The sequence below is a fragment of the Lactobacillus sp. M0390 genome (assembly GCF_016102085.1).
GTDB classification, from domain to species: Bacteria; Bacillota; Bacilli; order Lactobacillales; family Lactobacillaceae; genus Lactobacillus; species Lactobacillus apis.
The window spans coordinates 274,010-300,056 of record NZ_JACFPH010000002.1 but is presented as its reverse complement, the minus strand read 5'-3'; the positions used below and the strand labels follow the sequence as shown (position 1 = coordinate 300,056).

Annotated in this window: 22 protein-coding genes and 1 pseudogene; 15 read left to right on the top strand and 8 right to left on the bottom strand. The window is 37.5% G+C overall.

Annotated features, from left to right (window positions below):
• Positions 1 to 249 precede the first annotated feature (249 nt).
• Positions 250 to 2,217, top strand: coding sequence for a DUF1542 domain-containing protein (locus H3R25_RS05470; protein ID WP_198187924.1), 1,968 nt, complete (start codon positions 250 to 252; stop codon positions 2,215 to 2,217).
• 424 nt (positions 2,218 to 2,641) lie between these two features.
• Positions 2,642 to 3,097 (top strand): annotated as a pseudogene (locus tag H3R25_RS09170) (SLAP domain-containing protein); the annotation flags it as partial.
• Positions 3,098 to 3,140: 43 nt separating this feature from the next.
• On the opposite strand, the gene H3R25_RS09165 reads toward H3R25_RS09170, so the two are convergent.
• The 4 genes from H3R25_RS09165 to H3R25_RS05450 all read right to left on the bottom strand — a co-directional run bounded on the left by H3R25_RS09165 (position 3,141) and on the right by H3R25_RS05450 (position 6,448).
• On the bottom strand, positions 3,141 to 3,359 hold the full coding sequence (locus H3R25_RS09165) for a hypothetical protein (RefSeq protein WP_370567440.1): 219 nt from the start codon (positions 3,357 to 3,359) through the stop codon (positions 3,141 to 3,143).
• 366 nt (positions 3,360 to 3,725) lie between these two features.
• Positions 3,726 to 4,694 carry a Gfo/Idh/MocA family protein gene (locus tag H3R25_RS05460; protein WP_198194521.1) on the bottom strand — a complete coding sequence of 323 codons (969 nt, stop codon included), beginning with the start codon at positions 4,692 to 4,694 and terminating at the stop codon, positions 3,726 to 3,728.
• Between the two features lie 18 nt (positions 4,695 to 4,712).
• The gene (locus H3R25_RS05455) at positions 4,713 to 5,528 is read right to left on the bottom strand and encodes a hypothetical protein (RefSeq protein WP_198194520.1); all 816 of its coding nucleotides are present in this window, start codon (positions 5,526 to 5,528) and stop codon (positions 4,713 to 4,715) included.
• A 125-nt stretch (positions 5,529 to 5,653) separates the two neighbouring features.
• Entirely contained in the window at positions 5,654 to 6,448 is a 795-nt protein-coding gene (locus H3R25_RS05450; RefSeq protein ID WP_198194519.1) for a DUF6612 family protein, read from the bottom strand.
• A 160-nt stretch (positions 6,449 to 6,608) separates the two neighbouring features.
• On the opposite strand from H3R25_RS05450, the gene H3R25_RS05445 reads away from it, so the two are divergent.
• The 3 genes from H3R25_RS05445 to H3R25_RS05435 all read left to right on the top strand — a co-directional run bounded on the left by H3R25_RS05445 (position 6,609) and on the right by H3R25_RS05435 (position 8,800).
• Positions 6,609 to 7,301: a 2,3-diphosphoglycerate-dependent phosphoglycerate mutase gene (locus H3R25_RS05445; RefSeq protein WP_074425900.1), complete on the top strand. Its 693-nt coding sequence runs from the start codon at positions 6,609 to 6,611 to the stop codon at positions 7,299 to 7,301.
• 183 nt (positions 7,302 to 7,484) lie between these two features.
• The gene (locus H3R25_RS05440) at positions 7,485 to 8,027 is read left to right on the top strand and encodes a Panacea domain-containing protein (RefSeq protein ID WP_198194518.1); all 543 of its coding nucleotides are present in this window, start codon (positions 7,485 to 7,487) and stop codon (positions 8,025 to 8,027) included.
• A gap of 2 nt (positions 8,028 to 8,029) precedes the next feature.
• A complete protein-coding gene (locus tag H3R25_RS05435) occupies positions 8,030 to 8,800 on the top strand; it encodes a hypothetical protein (protein ID WP_198194517.1) in 771 nt (256 codons plus the stop codon).
• Positions 8,801 to 8,906: 106 nt separating this feature from the next.
• On the opposite strand, the gene lepA is transcribed toward H3R25_RS05435, so the two are convergent.
• Together lepA and H3R25_RS05425 are read right to left on the bottom strand one after the other, a co-directional pair.
• On the bottom strand, positions 8,907 to 10,721 hold the full coding sequence (gene lepA / locus H3R25_RS05430) for a translation elongation factor 4 (protein WP_198194516.1): 1,815 nt from the start codon (positions 10,719 to 10,721) through the stop codon (positions 8,907 to 8,909).
• A 6-nt stretch (positions 10,722 to 10,727) separates the two neighbouring features.
• Positions 10,728 to 11,384 (bottom strand): TetR/AcrR family transcriptional regulator, encoded by a 657-nt coding sequence (locus H3R25_RS05425; protein WP_198194515.1) that lies wholly within the window; start codon positions 11,382 to 11,384, stop codon positions 10,728 to 10,730.
• A 230-nt stretch (positions 11,385 to 11,614) separates the two neighbouring features.
• Here H3R25_RS05425 and H3R25_RS05420 point away from each other — a divergent pair, with 230 nt between their 5' ends.
• From H3R25_RS05420 to H3R25_RS05375, 10 genes are all read left to right on the top strand, one after another.
• Entirely contained in the window at positions 11,615 to 12,052 is a 438-nt protein-coding gene (locus H3R25_RS05420) for a MerR family transcriptional regulator (protein ID WP_198194514.1), read from the top strand.
• Complete coding sequence (locus tag H3R25_RS05415) at positions 12,042 to 12,461, top strand: cupin domain-containing protein (protein WP_198194513.1); 420 nt, start codon at positions 12,042 to 12,044, stop codon at positions 12,459 to 12,461. Before H3R25_RS05420 ends, H3R25_RS05415 begins: the two co-directional genes overlap by 11 nt.
• Positions 12,455 to 12,775, top strand: coding sequence for a carboxymuconolactone decarboxylase family protein (locus tag H3R25_RS05410; RefSeq protein ID WP_198183411.1), 321 nt, complete (start codon positions 12,455 to 12,457; stop codon positions 12,773 to 12,775). Before H3R25_RS05415 ends, H3R25_RS05410 begins: the two co-directional genes overlap by 7 nt.
• Positions 12,776 to 12,886: 111 nt before the next feature.
• A complete protein-coding gene (locus H3R25_RS05405) occupies positions 12,887 to 13,855 on the top strand; it encodes an asparaginase (RefSeq protein ID WP_187158313.1) in 969 nt (322 codons plus the stop codon).
• Between the two features lie 252 nt (positions 13,856 to 14,107).
• Positions 14,108 to 15,952 carry an FAD-binding protein gene (locus tag H3R25_RS05400; protein WP_232349831.1) on the top strand — a complete coding sequence of 615 codons (1,845 nt, stop codon included), beginning with the start codon at positions 14,108 to 14,110 and terminating at the stop codon, positions 15,950 to 15,952.
• A gap of 84 nt (positions 15,953 to 16,036) precedes the next feature.
• Positions 16,037 to 16,960: a LysR family transcriptional regulator gene (locus tag H3R25_RS05395; protein ID WP_232354565.1), complete on the top strand. Its 924-nt coding sequence runs from the start codon at positions 16,037 to 16,039 to the stop codon at positions 16,958 to 16,960.
• A 205-nt stretch (positions 16,961 to 17,165) separates the two neighbouring features.
• Positions 17,166 to 18,650, top strand: a complete 1,485-nt coding sequence (locus tag H3R25_RS05390; protein WP_198194511.1) for an FAD-dependent oxidoreductase — start codon at positions 17,166 to 17,168, stop codon at positions 18,648 to 18,650.
• 27 nt (positions 18,651 to 18,677) lie between these two features.
• The gene (locus H3R25_RS05385) at positions 18,678 to 19,895 is read left to right on the top strand and encodes a nitrate/nitrite transporter (RefSeq protein ID WP_198194510.1); all 1,218 of its coding nucleotides are present in this window, start codon (positions 18,678 to 18,680) and stop codon (positions 19,893 to 19,895) included.
• Between the two features lie 39 nt (positions 19,896 to 19,934).
• Complete coding sequence (locus tag H3R25_RS05380) at positions 19,935 to 21,800, top strand: FAD-dependent oxidoreductase (RefSeq protein ID WP_198194509.1); 1,866 nt, start codon at positions 19,935 to 19,937, stop codon at positions 21,798 to 21,800.
• A gap of 25 nt (positions 21,801 to 21,825) precedes the next feature.
• A complete protein-coding gene (locus H3R25_RS05375) occupies positions 21,826 to 23,271 on the top strand; it encodes an FAD-dependent oxidoreductase (protein WP_198194508.1) in 1,446 nt (481 codons plus the stop codon).
• 83 nt (positions 23,272 to 23,354) lie between these two features.
• Here the strand turns inward: H3R25_RS05375 and add are convergent, their stop codons facing one another.
• Positions 23,355 to 24,377 (bottom strand): adenosine deaminase, encoded by a 1,023-nt coding sequence (gene add, locus H3R25_RS05370; protein ID WP_198194507.1) that lies wholly within the window; start codon positions 24,375 to 24,377, stop codon positions 23,355 to 23,357.
• A 193-nt stretch (positions 24,378 to 24,570) separates the two neighbouring features.
• Positions 24,571 to 25,926, bottom strand: a complete 1,356-nt coding sequence (locus tag H3R25_RS05365) for a threonine/serine exporter ThrE family protein (protein WP_232354564.1) — start codon at positions 25,924 to 25,926, stop codon at positions 24,571 to 24,573.
• Between the last annotated feature and the right edge of the window lie 121 nt (positions 25,927 to 26,047).

Sequence of the window (26,047 nt, the reverse complement as noted above, 5' to 3'; positions counted from 1 at the left end):
TTATAAATATATGATAATGCTATAAATGCTGTAATTAATTAATAATACTAAAATATTAAATGATAAGGGCAATTATTTTATTTAAACAAATTCTACTTACACTATAAAACTATATTCATTTTTTTTTTTTGTATATAGTGTTCAAACGTCGAAAACGTAGCGCTATTATTAATTATATCGTTCTTAATAACAGCTATATTGGGAGCAATAGAATAAATAAAAGTAAAACTAGTGTGAGGTTTTTAAGAGATGAGTAAAAATAGTTTTTACAAAAAAGTAATCGTTTCTGTTACCGGTGCTACATTGTTATCGGTTGGTTTAAGTCAAGTTCCAAATAATATTATGAGTAGTGCACCTACTGAGGTCAGTGCTGCTCAAAAGACTAAGGTAATTGGGGCTAATTCTGCTGTTTATAAACAAACAGGCAAAAAAGTTATTAAAACCAAGAAGATTATTAGTGTCGGCAAAAAGGTTCGCGTGTATGGTCAAAAGACAATCAATGGTAAGCTCTATTATAAGATTGGCAAAAACCAATATATCAAAGCTTCAAATGTTGATGGTAAAAAGCGTCATGCAGCTAAAAATACAGTTTTGTACACTAGAAGCGGTAAAGTAATTAAGAATAGTAAAGTTCGTAAGGGTCAGGGCGTTAAAATTTATGGTGGACAAGTAACCATAAAGGGTAAAAAATATTACTCAACAAAATATGGTTATATTAAAGTAAGTGCACTTGTTGGTAAGACACAGCCTGTTGAACCTGACAAGGGTGCAAATGATAATACACAAGATTCTACAGCAGGTACTGGTTCTACTTCAAATACCACAAATACTTCTACAGGATCCACTACGCCTAGCACTCCAGCAGTTGATGCATTAAAAGATAAGAAAGCAGCAGCTAATACTGAAGTTAAGAAGGCTGCAGAAGATGCAATTAATGCAATCAAGACTAGCCCTCTATCAGATGATGATCAGAAGGCTGCAATCGACCGTGTTAATAAGATTGCCCAAGCAGCAGCTGATACTATTAATAACGCGCAATCTGAAGCAGATATAAATGCGGCTAAAGATAGTGCTATTGCAGCTTCTCAACTTGAACCAAGCAAAATTGAAAGCACCGACTTAGCTTCAAAAGCAGGTGAATTTGTTACTAATACAGCAGGCGGTGATGCAACCAAGGTAAAAGCTGCAGTTGATAAGGCTAAGAAAGCAATTGCTAAGGCTGCAACAAAAGCTGATTTAGATAAGGCAGAAGCAGATTTACAAAATGACCTTAATGATGTAGTTCCTTTTGCAGAGCAAAAAGAAGCAACAGTTAGTGCAATTAAAACAACTGCCCAAGCAGCAAAAGATAAAATTAATAGTGATACAAGTCTATCAGATGATGATAAAGCAGAGGCAACTGCTTCAATTGATGCCGTAGTTGCCTCTGCTTTAGAAAAATATGATGATAAAACTCCTAGCGCTATAGAAGATGCTAAAACAACTGGAGATTTAGTTTCAACACTAAATGCGGTAAAAGCAGTATGTGATAAAGAATCAACTAATGAAGACGTATTAAAGGATAAGAAAGCAGCAGCTAGCACCGCTATTGATGATGCTGTAACAGATGCAACTAATGCAATTAATAGTAGTCCTTTATCAAATGATGATAAGAGTGCTGCAATTTCAAAAATTGATCAAATTGCTCAAGATGCAAAAGACAGCATTGAGAATGCAAAATCTGAACAAGAGATAACTGACGCTCAAACAGCCGCTATTGAAGCTTGTCAACTTGAGCCAAGTAGAATCGAAAGCTTAGATTTAGCAACAAAAGCAGGCGAATTCGTTACTAAGGCTGGTGGAGATTCAGCTAAAGTAACAGCTGCAGTAAACAAGGCAAAGGAAACAATTGCTAATGCAAAGACTCAAGCTGATTTAGATAAGGCTGAAACTGACTTACAAAGCGCCCTAAATGAAGTAGTTCCTTTTGAAAAACAACAAACAGCAGCAGTTAATGCAATTAATGAAGCAGCAAAAGCTGGTAAAGACAGATATAATAATGATCCACTTTTATCAGAAGATGAAAAAGAAGAAGCTAATGCTGCAATTGATGCTATTGTTGAATCTTCATTGAGCGATGTACAAAGTGCTACAAAAGCATCAGATTTAGTTACAGCAGTAAATACAGTGCAAGCAGCATGTGCACAAGTACCTACTGATTCAGAAAGTACACGTTAATCAGATACTTAAATTTATTCTTCAGTAGTCAAAAATAAGTAAAAAGGTCATAAGCTTATCTTGCAATTGGTTAAATCTAAATGATTTAAGCAATTAGGATGCTTAGGCCTTTTTGTGTTTAAAAAAATAAATTAAGATATGTGTGTAAATTTATTAATAAGCAATAGCTGGTTATTAAGTGCTATTCTATAAACTTAGCAATAGTATATAAAGCAATATTATTAATACACTACACGTTTGAGTGCTTTTTAATTTATATTGTGGATATTTGATTACTTCTTTTAAACTATATGAACTTTTGATTATTCAAATATATAGTGTTGAAATCCTGGATTTATAGGACTACTATTAATTATATCGTTCTTGATACCAGTTATATTAGGGGCAATATATGTAATGTAAATCTAGTGTGAGGTTTTTGAAAATGAGTAAAAACAATTTTTACAAAAAAATGATTATTTCCGTTACCGGTGCAACTTTGCTTTCGGTTGGTTTAAGTCAAGTTCCAAGCAATGAAATAGGTACTGTACCTACTGAAGTTAGTGCAGCTACCAAAACAAAGGTAATTGGTGCTAACTCAGCCGTTTATAAAAAGACTGGTAAAAAGACAAAGAAAGTTATTAAAGCTGGCAAAAAGATTCATGTTTATGGTCAGAAGACAATCAATGGTAAGCTTTATTACAAGATAGGCAAAAATGAATATATAAAGGCTTCAAATGTTGATGGTAAAAAGCTTAAGGCAGCCAAAAACACAGTTTTGTATACCAGAAGTGGTAAAGTTATCAAAAATAGTAAGGTTCGCAAAGGCCAAGGCATTAAAGTTTATGGCTCAGTCGTGACTATTAACGGTAAAAAGTATTACTCAACAAAATATGGTTATATCAAAGTTAGTGCATTGGCTAAGAAAGAAAAGCCTGTTCAACCTAACAATAATACTCAAAATTCAACCGGTAATAATTCTGGCTCAAACGGCTCAGTAAGCAATGGTTCAACTTCAAATGGCTCAGGCAGCAACGGTTCAACTTCAAACGGCTCAGGCAGCAATGGTTCAACCTCAAATGGCTCAGGCAGCAACGGTTCAACTTCAAACGGCTCAGGCAGCAATAGTTCAACTTCAAACGGCTCAGGCAGCAATGGTTCAATCTCAAATGGCTCAGGTAGCAATGGCTCAACCTCAAATGGCTCAGGCAGCAACGGTTCAACTTCAAACGGCTCAGGTAGCAACGGTTCAACCTCAAATGGCTCAGGCAGCAATGGTTCAACCTCAAATGGCTCAGGCAGCAATGGTGCGACCCCAAACGGTTCAGCTGAACCCCAAAAATAGTAAATAACTATTAGCTACTCAAATTTATTGTTTAGTAGTTAAACAAAAAGACTGTAAGTTTATCCCAAATTATTGAATCTAAATGATTTAAGTAATTAGGTGACTTAGGCCTTTTTTATTAAAAAACACAGCTTTTCTAAATTAATAGAATAGCTGTGTTTTAGTTTGTCTTATTTTAATGTGATTACTTTGCTACCGACTTTTTCGCTTGTGCCAACACATCCATGACCGTGATGCTATGATCATATAATTCATCAGCGGTTTTAGTGTCGTGGTTGTCAATGATCTTAACAAAGTCATTGAACTCACTAGCCATCCGGTGCTTGTAACGATTAAATTCAAAGCTATCAGTATCGCCATTTCTCAACTCAATGCTGAAACGATCAATCACACCAGTTGAACCATCAAAGAAAATTGTTCCTTTTTCTCCCTCAATAAAAGAGCGAGGAGTAGTGTAGCAATCTTTTGAGGCAATTAGACTAGCCTGCATTTCAGGATAAGTCAGATTTAGAATACCTGAAGTATCGATTCCTTTTTGCATCACAGGATAGTATTGCACGGCTTCTGGCTTGCCAAAAAGACCAACGGCTAAATGAATATTATAGATATTTAAATCCATTAACGTGCCACCGTCTTTTGCAGGATCAAAAACTGGTGCGATTTTTCCTTCCAGGAAATCATCGTAGCGACTAGAATACTGCGTGTAATTAAGGCTAGCAATATGGATAGGTGCAATTTTAGAAAGAGCACGTTTAATTGCTAAGTAATTTTCCAAATGAATATTAGTGATTGCTTCAACGATAATGACGTGATGTTCATCAGCTAATTTTTTCAATTCCTTTGCTTCAGCAACCGTTGCAACGTATGGTTTTTCACAAATCACGTTTTTGCCATTCAAGATAGCCTGTTTAACTACATCGTAATGTAAAGAGTTAGGGACAGCAACATAGACAGTATCGACATTTGGGTCACGATAGAGCTCGTCATTATCGGAAAAAACTTCAGTAATCCTATATTGCTCAGCTAAATCCTGTGCAATTTGTTTGCTGCGTGGAGTGGTTGAAATAGCTGCTAGTTCTAAGTCAGCTATTTTATCCGCAGTTGTCAAAAAATCATGAACAATTTTTCCACTACCAATAATTCCTAACTTCATCGATATCCTCCATTAAATCTACTTTGATTTTGCCTTTTTGGCATTTATAACCTCATCGGGTAGTTTAAGATCATTATACCCATCAAAGTGATTTGTGGATATGGTCTCACTAAATTTCATTAATTTTGCCAATTTTAAGGTAACATTGCCAGTATAGCCAACAAGTTTTTCATCTTTAATTGTGTAGGCAAATTGAATGTTGGTAAACTTGACACTTTTCTTGAACTCCTTAATTTCTTTCTTACTAAATTTAGCTTTTTTGTAAAACTCCAGGAATAGCTTTTTCATTTTAGGTGCACTTACATTAACAGTTAGGGTGTACACGCCATCTTGATCTGGTCCAGACAATTCACTATTATCATCTAGAGCTTTAATAAACAAATCACTGGTTTTGGTATATGTCTTAGGATCGCTCAAGAGATTAAATAATTGAGCCTCTGCACCTTTAGGCTTCTTTTTCGAAGGCTTTGGTAAGGTCGTGTATTCCCATTTACCCTTATTTTTGCTATAAAGACGATTAGTTTCTTCTGAAGTCCACATTTCCTCAGTTTTACTCGTCTTTTTGCCGTAGCTAGTCTGTAGTGTTACATGAGCTAGGGCAGGATTAATTTTTAATTCACTATTTATCTTGAATATAATTGGCTTTTCCTTGTTAACTTTTACATCAAAAGTAGCATCTAAACCTGCACTTTGGGTTTCTGGTGAACCTTTTTTAACAATTGATACTGCTTGTTCTTTATCAAGAGCAGCCGAAACGCTGTGTGTTTGACTTAGCCCACCTGCTAGGAAGGTGAAGGTTAATAATATACTAGAAATAACCTTTTTAGTTTTCATAATTTTTCTCCTTGTTTAATCTTAATTTAATCATGATTTTACAGTAATTAATTGGTCTAGTCTATTCTTTTCGATAAAAAAACACTATTTCTTCAAGAAATAGTGCTCTTTTTTATAAATTTAAATTACTTTTTCTTATTTTCTTTTGGTAGAGGCTTACCATCTAGCGCATTGTTAGGAACCTTCAGGAAGTCGTGGCGACCAAAGTTACTATAACTTTGCCCTGCACTCATTTTCATCATCTTCCCAATTTTGAGGTTAACGGTGTAACTGAAAGTGGATAACTTAGTGCCTTTTACTACCAGCTTCACGGTCATGTCTTCAAATTTGCCTACTTTAGCTAACTTCTGATAGATTTTTTGCTGCTGCGGACTTTGGGTATTAGTTGTAAAGATTGGTGCAACTGCAGCTTTCATGATCTTTTTATCAGTGATTTTTGCTGTTAACGTGTAGGTTTTACCAGAACGCTTCATCTTATAAGCATCAGTTAAACCCTTAGGTGGATTCATTAACATTTCGTTGTTTAAAACTGCATCTAAAACGTCGGCATATGAGTGACCAGACATTTTTTCAATTTCAGTTTTATACCATGTGCTTTGACCATTGATGTAAAGATTACCGGTGTTGCTAATCCATTCATCCATGTTATGAGTTTTACCCTTAGCTTCTGTTTGGTAGTTAACGTGGAAGACGGTTGGGTCACCACCGAATGAATAGTTGGAAGCAACGACTTGACTAGAAGTGTCAGTTTTCAAATTGACAATTTGCTTTGCTTCACCACTCTTGAAGGACTTCTGTGATTTTTGAATGACTTGCGTTTTAGTTAAAATTGGATCGGCTTGCTTTTTTTGTTTAGAGCAACCACTAGAAATTAGTGCAACGACAACGCCTATACTTAACAATACTTTTTTGAATTTCATCTTGGTTAGATATTCTCTTTCCTTATATTCATTAATATCTCTATTGTATCGTAAATCAAAAATTTAAAAAACGATTTTTAGCCCTAAACCCTATGAAAACAAAATTTAAATGTGTAAAATAGTAAGTGAAGCTTTTAATTTGCAAAGGAGATATTTTTTCATGTCGAAATTAGTTTTAATTCGTCACGGCCAAAGTGAATGGAACCTTGAAAACAAGTTCACTGGTTGGGTTGATGTTAACTTGTCAGAAAAAGGTGTAGAAGAAGCAAAGAATGCGGGTAAGTTAATTAAGGAGCACGGCCTCAAATTTGACCAAGCTTATACCTCAGTTTTGACTCGTGCAATCAAGACTTTGCACTTCGCTTTAGAAGAAAGTGGTCAACTTTGGGTTCCTGAAACTAAATCATGGAGACTTAACGAACGTCACTATGGTGGTTTACAAGGCTTAAACAAAGAAGCAACTGCTGAAAAATATGGTGACGAACAAGTTCACATTTGGCGTCGTTCATACGATGTTTTGCCACCAAAGCTTGAAGATGATTCAGAGTTTAGTCAAGTACATGACCGTCGTTATGCAGATCTTGACCCACACATCATTCCTCGGACTGAAAACTTAAAGGTTTGTCTTGAACGAGTAATGCCATTCTGGGAAGATCACATTGCACCAGACCTATTGGCTGGTAAGAACGTTATCATCGCTGCTCACGGTAACTCACTTCGTGCTTTAACTAAGTACATTGAAAACATTTCTGATGAAGACATCATGAACTTAGAAATGAAGACTGGTGAACCAGTAGTTTACACATTCGATGAAAAATTAAACGTTACTAACAAAGAAAAGTTAGACGACTAATTTAACTTTGAACTAAAAAGCCATTTCGAAATTATTTTCGAAGTGGTTTTTTTGTATTTAGACAATATATAAGTTTTGTATAAATTTCTGCAAATCATATTAGATTTAGACCAAAAAAGTGCTATAGTTAAGACCAAGAAATCTAGATTTCTTGGTCTTAACTTAAGGGGAAGGTGTGTACATATGGCTAAAACTACTAGTGAAAAAACGTCAAAATTTGTTTTTGATAGTGTAATAGATTTAGCTGGGTATTTAGAGCATAGATTAGATAATCCAACTCCACTGAAAATTCAGAAAACACTTTACTTTTTATGGGCTTTCTATTCAGCTACATATGGAAATATTCAGTACGATTCTGATGATAAAAATGAATTTGACCTTCAGGACGGTGTTTATCCTCCAGAGCTATTTGAGCCTGACTTTGAGGCATGGAGATATGGCCCAGTAATAAATAAAGTGTATGCGGCTTATAAAGGCGACGAAATCAAAGAACTTAATTCAAAAGAGATCAAAGATAAAATTTCTACTGGTGAATCAGAAAAAAAAGAAGTTTTATTATTTATTAATAATTTAGTTGATCAAATTAATGAAGTAAATGATTTTGGTTTGGTTCAGAGATCTCATAAAGACAAAGCATGGAAAGATGCATATGATGAGGGTAAACAACACTGCAAGATTGATAGTGAACAAATAAAACAGGACTATATCAATTATATAGGTGAGTAAAAATGGAAAAGTATAAAGGCTCAGATAAGTTCGTTAATAATTTGAGCCTTTTTAGTGGAGATAAGAAGTCCCAAGCAGCTAAAAAGCTCAATGGTCTAAGCTTTTTAGCAGATAATTCCAAAATAAAAAATGATTCCCAGTTTGATGGATTAGATTTTTCTTCAACAGTCAAAAAAAGTGAATTTCCGTTAAATGCTGAATCTATAAAAGCAAAAGTAGCCTTTTTGCATTGCTGCTTAAATAGCAAAAAAATAGAAAATCTTTATTTTACAAATTATATTTATGGCTCAATGGAAAATTACAATGATTCGATAGGGATAAACTTTGAAAATCTTTTTTGTAATTCAGATATAGTTAATAATAAGATGAAATTAATTAACTTATCTTTGAAAAATGGAGAGAGAATCAAAGAGATATTTAGTTCTTGTATTGACTTTAATATTGATCTTGAAAAATATGCTATATATGAATCTTATATAACTAATGAGTATACTCAAGTTAGTGATGGGGTAGGTAAAGGAAAATTTAGAGCTTTTTCCTTATACGATGTGAAAAATATTAATAGTGAAAAAGAAGAGTATTGGTTAATTGTTTTTTTACTTGATCCACATCATTTAGTCTGTCCTGTTTCGACTAAAAATAAATCGAGAGATGAAGTAAACGAAGAAGAATACAAAAAAGCAAAAGAGTTTGATTGCTCCTTAAAAGAGTTATTTCGAAAAAAAGTAATAAGGAAAGCAATAAAAAAAGAAGCTATAAATTGGATAGACTAATTATCAGTTCTACTAAAAATGCAGCTATAAAAAGAGCCTCTAATAAATAGACTATAGGTCTAAATATTAGGGGCTCTTTTACTTTTTACTGGTTATTCGTTAGTTTTTAGTCATCTTCATTAAGGTTTAAGACAGCATCGAAAACACTTTGAGGCAATTTAATATCACTTTTGACTGCTTGACGCTTGTTTAAACTTTGCCGACGCAATAGTTGTTGCTTTTTAGAAATGCTCCGCTTTTCACCGTTAACAGCTGCATTTTTACGTAGTGGAGGAACGTCCACACGAGCAATTGATTTGTTTTCGACCATTGCTTGAACTGGCATCGGGTAGAGACGACGTGGCACCGTGTATTTTAGTTTTTCAACCAGTTTATGTGCAATTTTATCCGCATTTTGGCGTGGCACAATGATGTCGAGTGCATCAACGGCTGCGTAGTTAATCTGAATTTGAATTTTGACCACATCAACAAGTTCATAATCAAGAAATTCTGTATCTAGTGTTGCGTAACCATGTGTAATTGACTTTAAGCTGTTGAAAAAGTTATAGGCAATTTCCGAAACAGGTAGCTTATAGGTTAATGTGACTAAATCTTGTTGGTTATCGAGGTCAACCATTTCACCAAAATGTTGGTCGCAAAGCTTCATTACGGCTCCAAGATAACTTTCTGGCGTGGTGATTACTGCTTTAACATAAGACTCAGTCACGTAGTCAATTTCTGAGAAGTCAGGGAATTTAGCTGGATTAGTGATTATCAGGTATTCTTGCTTTGGATCTGGTGACTTTAAGTAAACGTGGTAAGTAGCGTTTGGGGCGGTCGTTAGCACCTCAACGTGGTACTCGTCACGCAAACGTTCTTGAATAATTTGTAAGTGGAAAATTCCGAGAAAGCCACACCGGAAACCTGCATCAAGTGCTTCTGATTGCTCAGGTGTGTAGTGAAAAGCTGAATCATTAAGTGCAAGCTTGCTGATGGCCTGCTTCAGTGCTTCATAGCTGGTATCGCCTTTAGGGTAAAGTCCAGCGTAAACCATTGACTGTGCTGGCTTAAAGTTAGGAAAAGCTTGTGCTGTTGGATTAGCTGCATCAGTTAGGGTTTCACCTACTTGAACAGCAGCCACGTCCTTTAGACCGGTAACTAAGTACCCAACTTCGCCAGTTTTGAGTTTTTCAACGGGCTTCATATTAGGTGTAAAAATCCCAACGGCTTGAGCATTAAAGGTTTCACCTTGACTCATCAATTTCAATTTCTGCTGGTTGGTTAGTTGACCATCAATCATTCTTACTTCAGCTATGATTCCTTGATATGGGTCGTATTGGGAGTCAAAAACGAGTGCCTTGAGCGGAGCCTTGGGGTCGCCAGTTGGAGCAGGAATTTTTTGATAAATTGCTTCCAGAACGTCATGCACATTTTTACCTGTTTTAGCAGAAATTTTCAAAATAGCGCAATCCTCAAATTCAGGACGGAGTGCGCGAATTTGCTTTTCAGTTGCTGCAACGTCTGCGGATAAACTATCAATTTTGTTGATAACCGGAATAATGGTTAGGTGATGCTTCACTGCTAGTCGCAGGTTTGCGATTGTTTGCGCTTGAACACCTTGAGTGGCGTCTACAAGCAAAATCGCACCGTCACTGGCGGCAAGACTTTTTGAAACTTCGTAAGAAAAATCAACGTGTCCAGGTGTATCAATCAAATTATATTCATATTCCTGACCATCATCGCCATGATAAAAGTTACGCACAGAACGCGATTTGACAGTTACACCATGCGCTTGCTCAACTTCCATGCTGTCTAATAATTGGGCACTAAGTTCGCGCTCGCTCACTGTTTCAGTTTGCTCCATTATTCGATCGGCAAGAGTAGATTTACCGTGATCAATGTGAGCAATAATGGCAAAATTACGGATATTTGCAGTTTTCATTTTCAATTATCTCTCCAATTCTTTTTGCAATCCTTGTAGATAAAACTCGAGCAGTTGGTTTGCTTCTGTTTCTAAATCAATTTGAAATTCTTTAAAATCCACCGGCAGTTGGTCATGATGAAATTCATCAAGATTCATCATATTCATTAAGCCGCTAATAATTGCACTTTGAATTACAAAAATATGGCTAGCTTTTTTAGCCGATAATTCTGTAATACTATTTGCAATTGCCTGACCAAGTTCTTGACTGATTTGGTAGAGAGCAGCTCTTCCGGCAAGCGTCTGTTCACGGTCAGCAGCTGCTTCCAAGATGGGTGCGCGCAGTGCATTAAGCCGCAGTAAATCAGCCTTTTCGTGAATTAAATAGTGATTTTGCTTTAATAAAAAAGCAATAAGTTGGTCCCAAGTAGTAATTTGGGGACCATTTTGCCAGTCGAATAAGACCTCTTTTAAATAGTTTTGGTAGCCGGATAAAAGAAGGTACATAAAAATATTTTCTTTGGTTTTAAAGTAGTTAAATAATGTACCTTTGGCTACGCCAGATTCATTGGCAATTTGTGCCATTGAGATTTCGTTAAAATCATGTTCTTGAAAAAGCTTGCTCGCAGCTGCTGCAATTAGCTGCTTTTTGGCTTGCTTTTCTTCAGGAGTTAAGACGTGCATAATTGCCTCCTTTTTAATAATGACCAACGGTCATTTTACAAGTCGGTCAAAATTTTAGCAAGCAAAAATACCCATTAAAAGTCAAAAAATAAAAATTTAAAAATAAAACGTAAAAGATAAAAGTTTTAAAATAAAAAATAAAACGTAAAAATTAAAAAGCACTTGACTTAAAGTGCACTTGAAGGAATATCGTAAAGTTGTTAAAAATAATAGGTTAATTAGGAGTAATGATGACTGCAAAAGAACATTATCGTATTGGTCAATTCAGTGAATTGACGCATTTGACACCATCTACTTTACGCTACTACGAGCAAGAAGAATTACTTGTTCCCAAAAGAGATAAAGCTGGGCAACGTTACTATACAGATGATGACCTCAGCTGGCTTGAGTTTGTTTTACATCTAAAAGGTACTGGAATGACAATTCCGCAATTAAAAGAGTACATCCTGCTGCGTGCCCAAGGGGATGCAACTATTCCACAGCGACTAGCTTTATTAAAAGAAGTTCAAACTAGTGCTGAGGAAAAATTGCTAGAGCTGAAGAGCAATATGAAAGTGCTTGGGCAAAAAATCGACTGGTACCAGGCAAAGCAAGATCATCGCATTGCCGATAATGAAACTTTTGCAGCTTATCTAAAACAGATTGGAGAGACCAAGAATGACAAATAATGAAGAAAGCGTCAAAAAAGGTTTGTTTTCTTTAGGCGAAAAGAATGAAGCATATCAAAAATATTTCATTGGTCAAAGTTACTTAGAGAATTTAGTTGCAGATCCTGCATTAAATGTTGGTGTTTCAAATGTTAGTTTTGAGCCGGGATGCCGTAACAATTGGCATAAGCACAACAATGGTTTCCAGATTTTAATTGCAACTGCGGGTGAGGGCTGGTATCAAGAAGAGAATAAGCCAGCACAGAAATTACATCCTGGGGATGTAGTGGTAGTTCACGATGGGGTCAAGCATTGGCACGGTGCTACTAAAGATAGTTGGTTTGCGCACCTTGCAATTACAGCGGGAACGCCAGAGTGGCTAGAACCCGTGACAGATGAATATTATCAAGGATTGGAGAACCAATTATGAAAAAGCAAACAGCAGGCCATGATAATTTAGGCAAATTTGCTCCTAAATTTGCAGAATTAAATGATGATGTTTTATTTGGTGAAGTTTGGTCTCGTGAAAAGCAGTTGCCAGCACGTGATCGCAGCCTGATTACTTGTGCTGCTTTGATGGCAAAAGGGGCATATCCACAATTAAAATCGCACATGGCTATTGCAAAAACTAATGGCGTGACTAAAGAAGAAATGGTGGAATTAATTACTCATCTAGCCTTTTATTGTGGCTGGCCCAATGCATGGACTGCCTTTGATTTGGCCAAAGAAGTCTACGGCGAATAATTAGAAAAAAGAGTCTCTAATTAGGGCGTAAAAATTCCGTTTTAATCATTTCAATCCTGGCCGTATAAATGTTAGAATTGGCTTAACCGCTTATAGCTAGGAGAGACGAATATGACAAAGAAAATTCTGATTTTGCATACTGGTGGGACTATTTCAATGTCTGAAGATGCAGATGGTAATATTAAACCGAATGACCAAAATCCACTTACTGCCATTCAGCTAGAGAATAAAGGCGAAGTTGAATTAGTAACGGAAGAAATTTTTAATGTACCGTCACCGCATATGACTCCCCAAAGAATGCTTGAACTTTCTTTACGAATTCGTCGTGCCGAAGCAGAAGGCTTTTTTGGTGCAGTTGTTACCCATGGTACCGATACGCTTGAAGAAACAGCAATCTTTTTAGACTTAACCATTTCAAGTAAAATGCCAGTTGTGGTAACTGGTGCAATGCGCTCGTCCAATGAAGTGGGCAGCGACGGTTTATATAACTTTAGAACTGCAATTACAGTTGCAAGTTCACCTGAATCAGTGGGTAAAGGTGTAGTAGTGGTAATGAACGATGAGATTCATTCAGCTCGCTATGTGACCAAAACCCACACCACCAATGTTGCAACCTTCCGGACACCAACTTTTGGTCCAATTGGAATTGTTTCTGAAGGGCATGTTAATTACGTTCAAACAATTAAGCCACAAGCGCATGAACCAATTGATCATGTTGTCTCAAATGTTTATTTGGTTAAAGCGTACGCTGGAATGGGCACTGAGCTACTTCACGCATTAAACAAGCCGGAAACTAACGGCATTGTGATTGAAGCTTTGGGTGCCGGAAACATGCCACCAGAGACTTTGCCTGAACTGCAATCTTTAATTGACCACAATATCCCGCTAGTTTTAGTATCACGCTGCTTTAATGGTATTGCTGAACCAGTTTACGACTACGAGGGCGGCGGCGTTAATCTTGCTAAAATGGGCATCATTTTCTGTCGTGGATTAACCGGACCAAAAGCTAGAATCAAACTGCTAGTTGGTCTTAGCGCCGGACTTAAGGGTGAGGAATTAAAGAAATATCTCAATAACTAACATTGAGTTTCGCTTAGATGAATATAAAAATATCTTGGTAAAAAGAAGGAAGGTAACTTCCTTCTTTTTTGCATAGTTATAAATTGAAAAATATAAATACAATTTATGACAAAATTTCTGATTTAAGCTCATTAAAAAGAGTCTATGTGATTTACGGAACAAATGACAAAAGTGCTTTTTGTTTAAATAATTAGGACAATTTTTAAAATTAATCATTCCAAAAGTAATATTAGTGATAAAATTAACTTATTAATGAAAGTGATTACAAAAAAGAAGAAGGATAGAATCATGATTTATCAAAAAGATACTAAATGGGATGCTAATTACGATGTTGTTGTACTAGGCTTTGGTGGTGCTGGTGCAACTGCTGCTCGTTTTGCAGCTGATAGTGGCTCAAAAGTACTGCTTGTTGATGCAGCACCAGAAGGTCATGAAGGAGGCAACACACGTTATTCAGCCCAATTAATCGGAACTGGTAATGATTTTGATGAGTTAAAGAAGTACTACAAGAACTTGACTGCACCAATGTCACTTGATGAAGAGATGATTGATACTTACGTTAAAGGGATGGTTAACACACCAAACTACGTCACAAAATATTTAGGTGTAAAGCCATGCAGTGCAAAGCAATACGCACCTGAACGTTTGCATCATGCCTACGAAGAATTTCCTGAATTTGAAGGATCAGAATCCTATGATTTCACAACTGTTCGCGAATCTTGGTTTGACGCAGCTTTATGGAAAATCCTAAGAGCAAAAGTAGTTGAACGTAAGGACAATATTGATGTTATGTACAGCACACCTGCTAAGGAATTGATTCAAGACCCTGAGACTCGTAAGATTGAAGGGGTTTTAATTGAACGCGAAGGTAAACTGCTTAAGGTTCAAGCTAAAAATGGTGTGGTAATGACAACCGGTGGTTTTGAAAATAACCAAACCATGGTTGAAGATTATCTTGGCGCCAAGAGATTAGCACCTTTGGGTACTCTTTATAACAAAGGTGACGGTATTAAGATGGCTGAACAAGTTGGTGCAGACTTCTGGCACATGCACAACTTTGAATCACTTGGCTTACTTCACGGAATGGCTTTTGCAGTACCAAAGGGTGAACGTGGTCGTTTGATGCTTGGTGCACAAAATATTGCTGTTGCTCATGGTAGTTCATTTGTTATTGGTGATGATGGTACAAGATACTTCGATGAAGCTGAAGAAAACCGTCATGGTCACATTAAGAATCACGGTCAATGGAAAGTGCCAATTAATCAGGAACACCCATACTTAATTTTTGATGAAGCTAAAAAGGCAGAATTGGATGCAGACCCAATTATTGGTAGTTATCCAGTATACAAGGAAAATGTAGTTAAGGCCGACTCTGTAGAAGAACTAGCAGATAAGATTAAGGTAGATCCTGCTATTTTGAAAGATTCATTGGAACGCTTCAACAAAGCTGCTCAAACTGGTGATGATCCTGAGTTCCGTCGTGATCCAAAGACTATGCGTGTGTTTGCTGATGGCCCAATTTATGCTATTCAAATGGAGCAGACAATGCTTAACACCCAAGGTGGTGCAAGAAGAAATGCTCAAGCTGAAATTTTGGATACTAAGGGTCAACCAATTCCACATCTATATTCAGCTGGTGAATTTGGTGGTATTTGTGCAAACCAATATCAAGGTGGTAACAACATTGCTGAGTGCTTGATTTGGGGTAAGATTGCTGGTGAAAATGCTGCTAAGGCTAAAGACGATGTTACTGTTGATGCAGCAACTGGTGCTTCTAGTCATGATGTTCACTTAACTTCTGACCTTAACCATGAAACTTTTGAAACCGGTAAAGATCAATATATTGGTAGAACAAACGGTGGTATGGGCGGCGAAATCGTCGTTCGTGTTACTGCGGACAAAGACAAGAACTTGAAGAAGATTGAAGTTCTAAAGCAAGCAGAATCCGAAGACTACGGCTTAAAGGCAGTCAAGACATTACCTGAAGAAATGGTTAAGCAAAATAAAGTTGATGTTGATGCAGTTTCTGGTGCTTCAAGCACAAGTCGCGGACTAAAAGATGCGGTTAATGACGCATTAAGTAAAATCGATAAATAATTCAAAAATGAAAAGGCCATTTGTTAGGATGGTCTTTTTCTGTACAATTACTTTAATACCAATCCAATAACTTATATTAATTGAATGGACAGGAAAATGAACTTTACTCAATTGCGCTGTTTTATTAAAGCAGTGGATAATTCAAGCTTTACAATTGCTGCAGAGCGACTCAATTTTTCTCAATCTGCGGTCTCAAAAAATATCAAGGATCTTGAGGACACAATTGGTGTGACATTAATTAATCGTGCACACCACCGTATTTCACTGACCAATGCCGGTAAGTACTTTTACCGTGTTGCACGCAATGTTGTTGATGACATGGATTATACGGTAGCGTATTTGCAAAATAAGAAAAATGATCCAGAAACGTTGCTACGAATTGGGGTTTGCGACACACCCTTAGAGCAAAAAATTTTACCAATTTTTTTGCGCAAGCTTCGTGAATCGGGCAGCAATATTAATGTCCAATTTGTCTTTGTTCTTAATAATTCGATTGGCGAATTATTAAACCATCACGTTGATATTTGTGCGATTGCGCGCGACGACGTTGATATTGTTGATGACGTTTTATTTGAGCCACTGATTACGGGAAAAGTGGTTATTGCATGCCCGCAAGATTCTGAACTTGCCCAAAAGAAGTTAGTTACAATGGCTGATTTAAAAGACAAAAATATTTTTCTGCTAGATCCTAACAGCTCATTGAATGTTCAAATGAACTTTCAAACTACCCTAATTAATAGTTTGGGAATGGAGCATATTAAATTTGTCCAAGACTTTCTCGCAATGGATATCTATGTGCGTGGGGGCTGGGGTTATGGTATTTTGCCTAATTTTATTGCTGATTCACAGTCTGAGGGCATTACTTATGTTCCGATTGATTATCACGATATTTCTCCTTATGGAATTGCGTATATGGACTCTTTTTCGAATAAATCAGTTTTGGAAGAAGTATTAAAGACACTGGAGAATGCAGTTAAAGAGTATTCACAAGTAAATATAAATAAGTAACTCACAAATATATAAATTTTAAATAGCACTTGTATTTAATCTTAAAACGTTGAAATATAAGTGCTTTTTTGATGACAACTAAATTCTAAAATAGTTGAGCATTCCATTTAGTAATCTTCAATTCTAAAGATGGTGCAGAGATTCACTTGATTAGCAGTATGATGAAAGCGGTTAGAAGAATTGCTTTAAAAGTGAGGGATAAAAAATGGACAATACTTATGACGTTATTATTGCAGGAGCAAGCAATGCCGGGGGAATGGCAGCATGTGCAGCAGCCGAAAAGGGTGCTAAAGTCCTGTTAATTGATAAACAAGGGAGTTCCCAATTTCTCTACCGCTCATTCTTTGCAGCACTAGATAGTAATGCACAAAGAAGAGCCGGCATTAAAGTTGATAAAGCTAAACTGATGAACTTCTTAACCTTGTTTTTCCAAGATAATGTTGATGAACGTTTGTTATGGACTTGGGCTAATCACACGGATGAAACAGCTAACTGGCTGGAAGATAACATTTTAAAGCCTAATGGTGGAATCTTAAGACCGCAATCTGACGCTCATTATGAAACGATTGTTAACACCGCGTTTAACACCGAATTGGCAATCGCAACCCCTGATAATGGTTGGGCTCATTATGGTGATTGGATGATTGATAAGATTAAAGAGCTCGGAGTAACGCTTAAATATAATACTAAGCTTGAAGAATTAGTAACGGATGGTAGTGGTGCTGTTACCGGCGTCATTACAAGTGATCGTTCTAGTGGTGAAAAAACTGAATACCATGCCAATAAAGGAGTCATTATCTGTACAGGTGGTTATGGTGGAAACGTCGAATTAATGAAAAAGTGGGATCCACTTGGCTACAAGAAAAATGTTTATTCAGATGGACCTCGTGATGATGGTTCAGGTATTCTTGCTGGTCTTAAAGTGGGAGCTGCTCGTGATGAAGAACCAGCTGAAATTATTTTTGATCGTGGTGCTGTACCAGTTGGCACTAATGCAGAAGAACACTATCAAATCGACTTTAAAGATCCAGGATACTTCTGGATGGGCGCCTATCCGTTACTGAAAGTAAACCTTAATGGTGAACGTTTTGGCAACGAAAGTGTTCCTTATCAATTTGATGTTAATGCAATGGCTAAGCAGCCTGGTTACTTGGAAGCACAAATTTGGTCAGAAGACACAATGGATCATTTGGCTCAATTTGATACCCAGGGCTGTTCACGTTTGGGTTGGCCTGGTATTTACAATACTGAGGAAAACAAAGAAGAAATTAAGCGCAGAATTGATGATGGCATGATTCAGAAAGCCGACACAATTGAGGAATTAGCTGAAAAACTGGAATTACCAAAAGAAAACTTGGTTGCAACTGTTAAACGCTATAACGAAATGTGTGAGCAAGGCGAAGATACAGACTTTGGTAAAGAAAAGTTCAGATTATTCCCAGTTGATAAGGCACCATATTACGGTGTCATTATGGGCGGTCGCCTTCTCGCAACACTTGATGGATTACGCATCAATACCAAGATGGAAGTTATCGATAAAAAAGGCAAACCAATTCCACATCTTTATGCAGCTGGTAATGCAAGTGGTGGTTTCTTCTGGGGTAGTTATCCTGACCGGGTTCCTGGCCTTACTTGCAGTCACGCTCAGACTTTCGGCAGACTAGCTGGTCAAAATGCAGCTGAAAATTAGTTTTTATCAAAAAGGAGTTAAAGTATCATGGAAGAAAAACAATTACCGAAGCTTTCGAGTTATCGGTGGGTAATTTTGGCAATTGCTGCTTTGCTTGATGCAACAAGCAGTTACATTCAATTTCAAATTTCTGCTTTAGCCGTTCAAATTATGCCAGCTTTGCATATTTCACCAGCACAACTGCAGAGTTTAGTAATGGCACCAATGTTAATTGCGGTTTTCTTGAGTATTCCTGCAGGATCACTTGCAGATAAATTTGGTGCAAAAAAGATTGTTTCGATTGGATTAGTTATTTCAGTAATAGGCGCATATGGCCGTTTAATTGCGACCAACTTCGTTACATTAATGATTATGTTGCTATTATTTGGTGTTTACATGGCACTGTTAAACGCGAACACTTTAAAGATTTTCGGTACTTGGTTCAAACAAGATACTAATACTGCTATGGGTGTTTTCTTTGCCTCAGCCAGTGTTGGTATCATGCTTTCCCAAGCTACCAGCTCAATGTTCCCAAGCGTTCAAATAGCATATACTTTTTCATCTACTGTTTTATTAGTTTTAGCAGTTTGTTGGATGATTTTTGTAAAAGATACTCCAGAAGGAGAAGAAATTCCTCAACCACAAGTGGAAGATGGAAAGGCTGAGTCTTCACTCGAATTCTTTAAAGCTGCTGCTCACAGTAAGAAAACTTGGTATGTTGCTTTGGCTGTTGGCTTCGGAATGGGTTCTAGTGAGGCCTTTTCAAGCATTATGCCACAGGCTTTTGCCGCTAGAGGTATGAGTCCTGCTCAAGCTGGTGCAGTTGCGGCTGTAGCTACAATCGGTAGCTTATGTGGTTCATTATTTGGACCTGCAATTATTAATAAAGCTAAAAAGGCAAAACCATTAATGATTCTTATTACAATCTTAGGAGGTTTATTAATGGCAGTTACTTGGTACATTCCTTTAGGAATGCCACTAACAATTGCTTTGATACTCGGTGGTGTGTTTGGTGCCATGACCGGACCTATCATGCAAGCAATGCCTATCACATTCCCTGAAATTGGACCTAAAAATGCTGGTAGTGCCGGCGGTTTAGTAGGTACTGTTTCATTACTTCTTTCATATGGAGTTCCGGTTATTATTTCAGCAATTGCCGGTGCAAATTATGCGTTAACTTTTATTATTCAAGGTGTTGTTTTCATGATTCAAGTAATCGTGCTAGCAATTTTACCGGATCCAAATGCTGCTCGTGAGCACGAATAGATTACATTAAAGGTTATGGCTTAGAAAGGAATAATTCTTATGACAAAGGAAATTACAAAGATACCTGGTAAATATACAGGTTCGGGTCAAGGCAAAGAGAGCGAAATTAACCTTGAGGTTGAAGTTGGCTCTGACAAAATAGTTAATGTAAAACCATTAGATAAATATGCACCTGATAGCTTGGCAGATAATGCCTTTAAGAAAATGGCGCAAAAAATTGTTGACCATCAATCAGTTGATGTTGACGTTGTTTCAGGCGCTTCTGAAACTTCACGTGGAATTATCGAAGGTGTAAAAGAAGCTTTAGGCAAAGCACAAGTTGATTTTGCTGCTTTAAAAGAGAATAGCTCGCATTCTAACGCATCTGGTAAAAAAACAGTGGATGTTGATGTAGCAGTTGTTGGAGCAGGCGGTGCTGGTGTTGCTGCAGCTCTTGCTGCACGTCAACATGGTGCAAGTGTGGCTTTAATTGAAAAGACGATTTCACCTCTTGGTGCAAGTACTTTTGCTGGTGGTATGTTTGCTGGTGATAGTCAACAACAGAAAGAAAAGAATGCGGTTGTGTCTAAGAAGTGGCTCTATGACGAATACATGGACGCTTCTCAAGGTTATATGAACTCAATTTTAGTTCGTCGCATTATTGATGAATCTGGTAAGACAGTTGATTGGTTAAACGAAAATGGCGCAATCATGAAGTTAGTAGATGCCGGAACGGGCGGTAGCTATGACCATATCGGCATGCCTGCTACATTGCATGGTTACCAAGAGGGCGGTACAAAAGCTGTCACTAAATTAATCGAAAAGTTTAAGTCTTTAGGCGGCCAAATGTACTTTGGTTTTGCCGGTCAGAGACTATTGCAAGACGAGAATGGCAATGTTACTGGTGTTGTCGCACAAGGCGATGATCAAGTTTTACATGTTAATGCTAAGAAGGTAATCATTGCTACTGGTGGCTTTGGTGGTAATACAAAAATGCGTAAGGAGTACTTGGGCGATGTAAGTACACAAGGCCAGGTTTTACAAAATACTGGTGATGGCTTAAACATGGCATGGGATGCCGGAACTGCCCACCATATTAATGGTTCTACGCATTACTTCTGGCAAACTTTTAGTGATGAAGATATTGGTGAAATGGCTAAAATTGTTGGTCCTAATTGGATGCCAATCAATGCTTTAGCTGATTTCCCTAACTTACGTGTTAACAATCGTGGCCAACGTTATGCCAGTGAAACTCATGCACTCGACTTTGCAGTTCACGGAGCTGAATTGTCAGAGCAACCACAACAAACCGAATTCGTTGTTTTGGATCAAGCAATGCTTGATAAGATCAAAGAAGGCGGAACAGTAGCAATCGAAGATCACTATGGCAAATGGAAAGATCACCGTGAATTCTATATGGAATTCAATTTCCCTACTGACACTGACGAAGCAATCAAGCGTGAGCATGAAAAAGTTGATTTTACGACACTTTTGGATAAATTGTCTTCAACCAATGTGGTCTTTATTGGAAAGACTATTAAAGAATTGGCCAAAAGAATGGGAGTTAACGAAAAAAACTTGCAAGATGCAGTAGATCAGTATAATAACGCTAAAAAGAAGGGCGAGGATGATCTGTTCTTCTCTGATACTAAGCGCATGATTCCAGTAGAACAAGGTCCATTTTATGCCGTTAAATTTATTGCCCGTAACTTAGGTACACTCGGTGGTGCAACAATTGACGAAAAAATGCATGCACTTGCTCCAGATGGTGAACCCGTACCGAACTTGTATGTTGCTGGTGCTGATGCGTCTGGAATGTATGGTAAAGCTTACGTAGATTTCGAAGGCGGCACCTTGGGATTTGCTTACATTTCTGGCCGACTGGCAGGAATTGATGCTGCTGAGACAGCAAAAGCTGGTAAGTAATTATTAGCCAAAAAGGAGAATAGTGATGGCTGAAGAAAAATATGATGTAATAATTGCTGGTGCTGGACTGGCAGGCTTTGCAGCAGCTGCTGAAGCGGGTGAACAAGGCTTAAAAACGCTGTTAGTTGAAAAAGGCAAGACAACCGGTGGTACTGGTAACTATGTTGAAGGTGTTTTTGCTGCCGATTCGGCTTTGCAACAAAAGGACAACTCTGTACTTGATAAAGAAGAACTTTTAAAAGAAGAGTTAACCTATTCGCACTACAAGGCTGACGGCAAAATGTGGCAAAAGTACATTGATCAAGCTGGTACTAATGTTTCCTGGCTTGAAGACCATGGTGCCAAAATTGCGATGGTTGCCGGACTTGGTGATGGCGCTAAAACATGGCATTTGTTTGAGGGCAAAGGTCATGATGCAATTCATAATGGTTTAGAGCCATATGCCAAAGAAAACGGTGTCGAAATCAAGACATTAACTAGAGTTACTGATCTTCAAAAAACTAAGAGTGGTTCCTTTGAAGTGACTTTGACTAATGTTGAAGATAATACCGATACTGTTGTTAAAGCTAAAAATGTTGTGTTAGCAACTGGTGGCTACTTGAACAATTTAGGGTTAATGGAACAAACACCACATCAAAACCCTGATAATGTTATTCCAGTAAATTCAGGCAAGAGCACAGGTGATGGCTTGAAATTGGCTTGGCAACTTGGTGCTAAGCAATTCTTTACAGGGATGTCAATGATGTTTGGTGGCCAGCTAAAAGATCGCACAGTTCCATCATTTAAGTTATGGGGCACAGCAATTTGGAGCTCAGTTTGTGATCAACCACAAATGTGGGTTAATGAATTAGGTGAACGTTTTGTTGATGAAAGTGCTGCAGTAGTTAACTGGGCTAACGAAGGTAACGCAATGAACCGTCAAGAGCGTGTCTTCTGCGTCTTCAGCCAAAAAATTCTGGACGATTTTACCGATAAGTCCTATCCAAGGTCAATGAAGCCATTTGTACCAGAAGATCGCTATCCAACCTTGCGTGATGATATAGAGCAGGCTGAAAAAGATGGTCGTGAGTACTTACACAAAGCTAATACACTTGAAGAACTAGCTGAAGAAATCGATACGCCAAATCTGGTTTCATATGTAAAACATTACAATGAAATGGCAGCAAACGGTGAAGACACGGATTTCCATAAACCTGCTAAATATCTATTACCTGTTGATGGCAATGGTCCATTTTATGCAATTGAATTAGGTGTTGGAGCCTACACAACTGGTGACGGCTTAAGAGTTAACACAGATAATGAAGTTCTAGATACTAAAGGCAGACCAATTGAAGGACTATATGCAATTGGTAGTGATGGTTCCGCAGTTCTCTATGGCGATACATACGGTGTTAACGTTCCAGGAACACATGCTGGATACTGTATTTTCTCTGGTAGAAATGCAGTTAAAGCAATTGCAGATAAGGCGTAAACATAAGTTAGTTTTAATTCTATATTCTCTCCAAAAAAAACAACTTCCAAAAAATGGAAGTTGTTTTTTATTGGTTCTGATTTTTATTTACTAAACTTAGCAACATAGGAATCAATTTCTGCTAAGTAGAGTTCTTTTTGCTTTTGGCTAATCCAAGAAGATTCAAAAGAGTTTTTGGCTAATTGAACAACTTGTTCTTGCGATAATTGATACTTTTGTGCAAGTGCATAATAATTATCACTGATGTAGCCTTTGAAGTAGGCAGGATCGTCCGAATTAATTGATATTTTAACTCCTGCTTTTAAAAGAGAAATTATTTCTTCGCCCTTCATTTCTGGAGAAACAAAACCATTTGATAGAGGGCATGAGGTCAAACCAATTTGCCTTTTAGCGACTAATTCGACTAAATCAGGATCTTCAACAATGTTTGTTCCGTGGTCAAGACGCTCAACTTCCATAATTTCTAGTGCTTGTCGAATGTGCTCAATGGAATCTTTTTGGTCAATATCACAGTGAGTAGTCAAGTGAAGTCCTGCTGCAGCAGCATCTTCAAATTGACGTGCAAATTTTAGTGGTGGATTATTATGTTCATCTGAGTCAAGCCCAACCCCGATAATCTTACCGCGATATTTCAAACCTTCTTGCAAGGCAAGGCGTGCAGATTCTTTAGAAAAATCACGTAAAAAGCACATGATTAAGTGAGCATCAACGTTTAACGCACGGGCGTCAATCGTTGCTTGATATAAGCCATTGATAACCGTCTCAAAAGGAATACCACGGCTGGTATGAGCTTGAGGATCGAAAAATATTTCAACGTGGCGAACGTTGTTAGCCGCGGCCTTGGTCAAATATGCCCAAGCTAAGTCATAAAAATCTTCTTCGGTTTGTAAAACATTCATAGCTGGATAGTAAACAGCTAAAAACGATGCTAAATCATGGTAATCATATGTTTTTTGGACGTCTTCAATAGTTTCTTGTCCAATATCAACATTGTTGCGTTTAGCCAGCTTTAACTTTAGTTCTGGTTCTAGTGTACCTTCAATATGCAAGTGCAATTCTGCCTTAGGCAAACCGCGAGTAAATTCTGGCGTCACAGTTGAACTCATTTTATTCCTCCTGAAAATAATGTTCACTTTATATATAATGTATTTAAATTTTAACATAAAAATGAGCTCATAAATATAATTTATCCGAACTATTTTGTTGATTTATTTTTATAAAGTACGCTTTTGATTAAAAAGAAGAAAAGAAAAAACCAGCTCTTATCAGCTGGTTTTACAAAATTTCAGGTTTTAAATACTAATCCGCATGACGCCATTTTGGATCAGTTAGGATTCGGGCAGTTAATAATCCAATTGGCAAAGCATTAATAATCATTAGAGCATTCATGATCCAATATGCTCCGATATTAATATTAGTTACACCAAAGTTGAAAACTGCTCGATACATGTAGAGCCCTGGAACCATGATAACAATTGCCGGAACGGTAATGGCGATTCGCGGGAACCCAACTTTATCACGGACGAAGCTAGCGATTAAGCCGGCAATCAGTGCACCAATAAAGGCTGCTAAGGCAGCTGGTAAATGATTAAACTCAACTAAATTTAGACGTAAAGTGTTAGAAAATGCGCCGATAATTGCTGCAACTGCTGCCATCGACGGCTTGGCATTAAACATGATTGAGAAGCCATAAACACCGCAGAAGCTAGCGATTAGTCTAAAAATGGTTAGTGCAAGTGGATTAAGTTGCAATTCAGGAATAGAGCCAGGCTTTAAACTTAAGGCTGTTGCCATGCCCCAACCTACCATAGTTGCAATCAAAATAGTCAAAATGGCGTAGGCTAATCGCTCAAGCCCAGACCGCATGTCTAGTTTTGACATATCAAGTCCTGAAGTAATAAATGGAAAACCGGGAATAACATAGAGCATAGCCCCGATATAGCCATAAGCATGGCTGTAACTCCAGCCGAAGCATAACTGTCCCAGTTTAAAACATAGGAAGTAAACAGCACACGAAACTGCAACTCCAGCTGCAATTTTAGCAACTAAAGTTATTTTCTTTTTTCCCATGTATTCACGTAAGTAATTACCAATAACTGCACCAAAGAAAGTACAAATCATTTCTGGCAGTCCGCCGCCGAGTAGAAAAATAAAACTAGCACAAGCGATGCCTGCACTTAAAGCAGAAATAGCAATAGGGTAGGTTTGCGTATGACGTTCAATTTGATTAAGTTCATGATGAACGCCCCCAATTGTCCAATATTCGTTTTCTGTTTCAAAGCGGCGTACGAAATCTTCTAATTTATTGAGTTTGTTCATGTTGACGCCAGTAGAAGGCAAAGATAGGGTTTGGGAATATGACTTGTTATCAACGTCAAAGCAGGTGTAGCTAATAGTCAGCAGTCCAATGTCGGCAGAACAGGTGATGTCCAGTGCCCGTGAGATCGTGTTCATTGAATCGCGCACGCGCCATGCTCCTGTTCCACATTCCAGTAGCATCAGTCCAATTCGTCCAACTAGCGAACCCTTTTCCACTAGCGTTGTATCCTTTATTAAAGTATCATCTGGACTTTTAAAGAATTCTTTCCAGTGAATTCTCATATGATGATGGCCAGATATATGATGCTCTTCTTGACTTGTGCTATTTTCGTCCATTACTAAATGCATAACCTTTCTAAATGCTAAATTACAATGTTTTCATTGTAGCACAAATGAAAATATGAAAATTATTCTGAAATCACTTACAGTGATACGTAAAATTCCTATCTTCAATTGC

What these genes read in the sequence shown, in the direction of transcription:
- H3R25_RS05470 (WP_198187924.1), top strand. Translation starts at nt 250, where the DNA reads ATGAGTAAAAATAGTTTTTACAAAAAAGTAATCGTTTCTGTTACCGGT.
- H3R25_RS05460 (WP_198194521.1), bottom strand. Translation starts at nt 4,694, where the DNA reads ATGAAGTTAGGAATTATTGGTAGTGGAAAAATTGTTCATGATTTTTTG.
- H3R25_RS05455 (WP_198194520.1), bottom strand. Translation starts at nt 5,528, where the DNA reads ATGAAAACTAAAAAGGTTATTTCTAGTATATTATTAACCTTCACCTTC.
- H3R25_RS05450 (WP_198194519.1), bottom strand. Translation starts at nt 6,448, where the DNA reads ATGAAATTCAAAAAAGTATTGTTAAGTATAGGCGTTGTCGTTGCACTA.
- H3R25_RS05445 (WP_074425900.1), top strand. Translation starts at nt 6,609, where the DNA reads ATGTCGAAATTAGTTTTAATTCGTCACGGCCAAAGTGAATGGAACCTT.
- H3R25_RS05440 (WP_198194518.1), top strand. Translation starts at nt 7,485, where the DNA reads ATGGCTAAAACTACTAGTGAAAAAACGTCAAAATTTGTTTTTGATAGT.
- H3R25_RS05435 (WP_198194517.1), top strand. Translation starts at nt 8,030, where the DNA reads ATGGAAAAGTATAAAGGCTCAGATAAGTTCGTTAATAATTTGAGCCTT.
- lepA (WP_198194516.1), bottom strand. Translation starts at nt 10,721, where the DNA reads ATGAAAACTGCAAATATCCGTAATTTTGCCATTATTGCTCACATTGAT.
- H3R25_RS05425 (WP_198194515.1), bottom strand. Translation starts at nt 11,384, where the DNA reads ATGCACGTCTTAACTCCTGAAGAAAAGCAAGCCAAAAAGCAGCTAATT.
- H3R25_RS05420 (WP_198194514.1), top strand. Translation starts at nt 11,615, where the DNA reads ATGACTGCAAAAGAACATTATCGTATTGGTCAATTCAGTGAATTGACG.
- H3R25_RS05415 (WP_198194513.1), top strand. Translation starts at nt 12,042, where the DNA reads ATGACAAATAATGAAGAAAGCGTCAAAAAAGGTTTGTTTTCTTTAGGC.
- H3R25_RS05405 (WP_187158313.1), top strand. Translation starts at nt 12,887, where the DNA reads ATGACAAAGAAAATTCTGATTTTGCATACTGGTGGGACTATTTCAATG.
- H3R25_RS05400 (WP_232349831.1), top strand. Translation starts at nt 14,108, where the DNA reads ATGAAAGTGATTACAAAAAAGAAGAAGGATAGAATCATGATTTATCAA.
- H3R25_RS05395 (WP_232354565.1), top strand. Translation starts at nt 16,037, where the DNA reads ATGGACAGGAAAATGAACTTTACTCAATTGCGCTGTTTTATTAAAGCA.
- H3R25_RS05390 (WP_198194511.1), top strand. Translation starts at nt 17,166, where the DNA reads ATGGACAATACTTATGACGTTATTATTGCAGGAGCAAGCAATGCCGGG.
- H3R25_RS05385 (WP_198194510.1), top strand. Translation starts at nt 18,678, where the DNA reads ATGGAAGAAAAACAATTACCGAAGCTTTCGAGTTATCGGTGGGTAATT.
- H3R25_RS05380 (WP_198194509.1), top strand. Translation starts at nt 19,935, where the DNA reads ATGACAAAGGAAATTACAAAGATACCTGGTAAATATACAGGTTCGGGT.
- H3R25_RS05375 (WP_198194508.1), top strand. Translation starts at nt 21,826, where the DNA reads ATGGCTGAAGAAAAATATGATGTAATAATTGCTGGTGCTGGACTGGCA.
- add (WP_198194507.1), bottom strand. Translation starts at nt 24,377, where the DNA reads ATGAGTTCAACTGTGACGCCAGAATTTACTCGCGGTTTGCCTAAGGCA.
- H3R25_RS05365 (WP_232354564.1), bottom strand. Translation starts at nt 25,926, where the DNA reads ATGGACGAAAATAGCACAAGTCAAGAAGAGCATCATATATCTGGCCAT.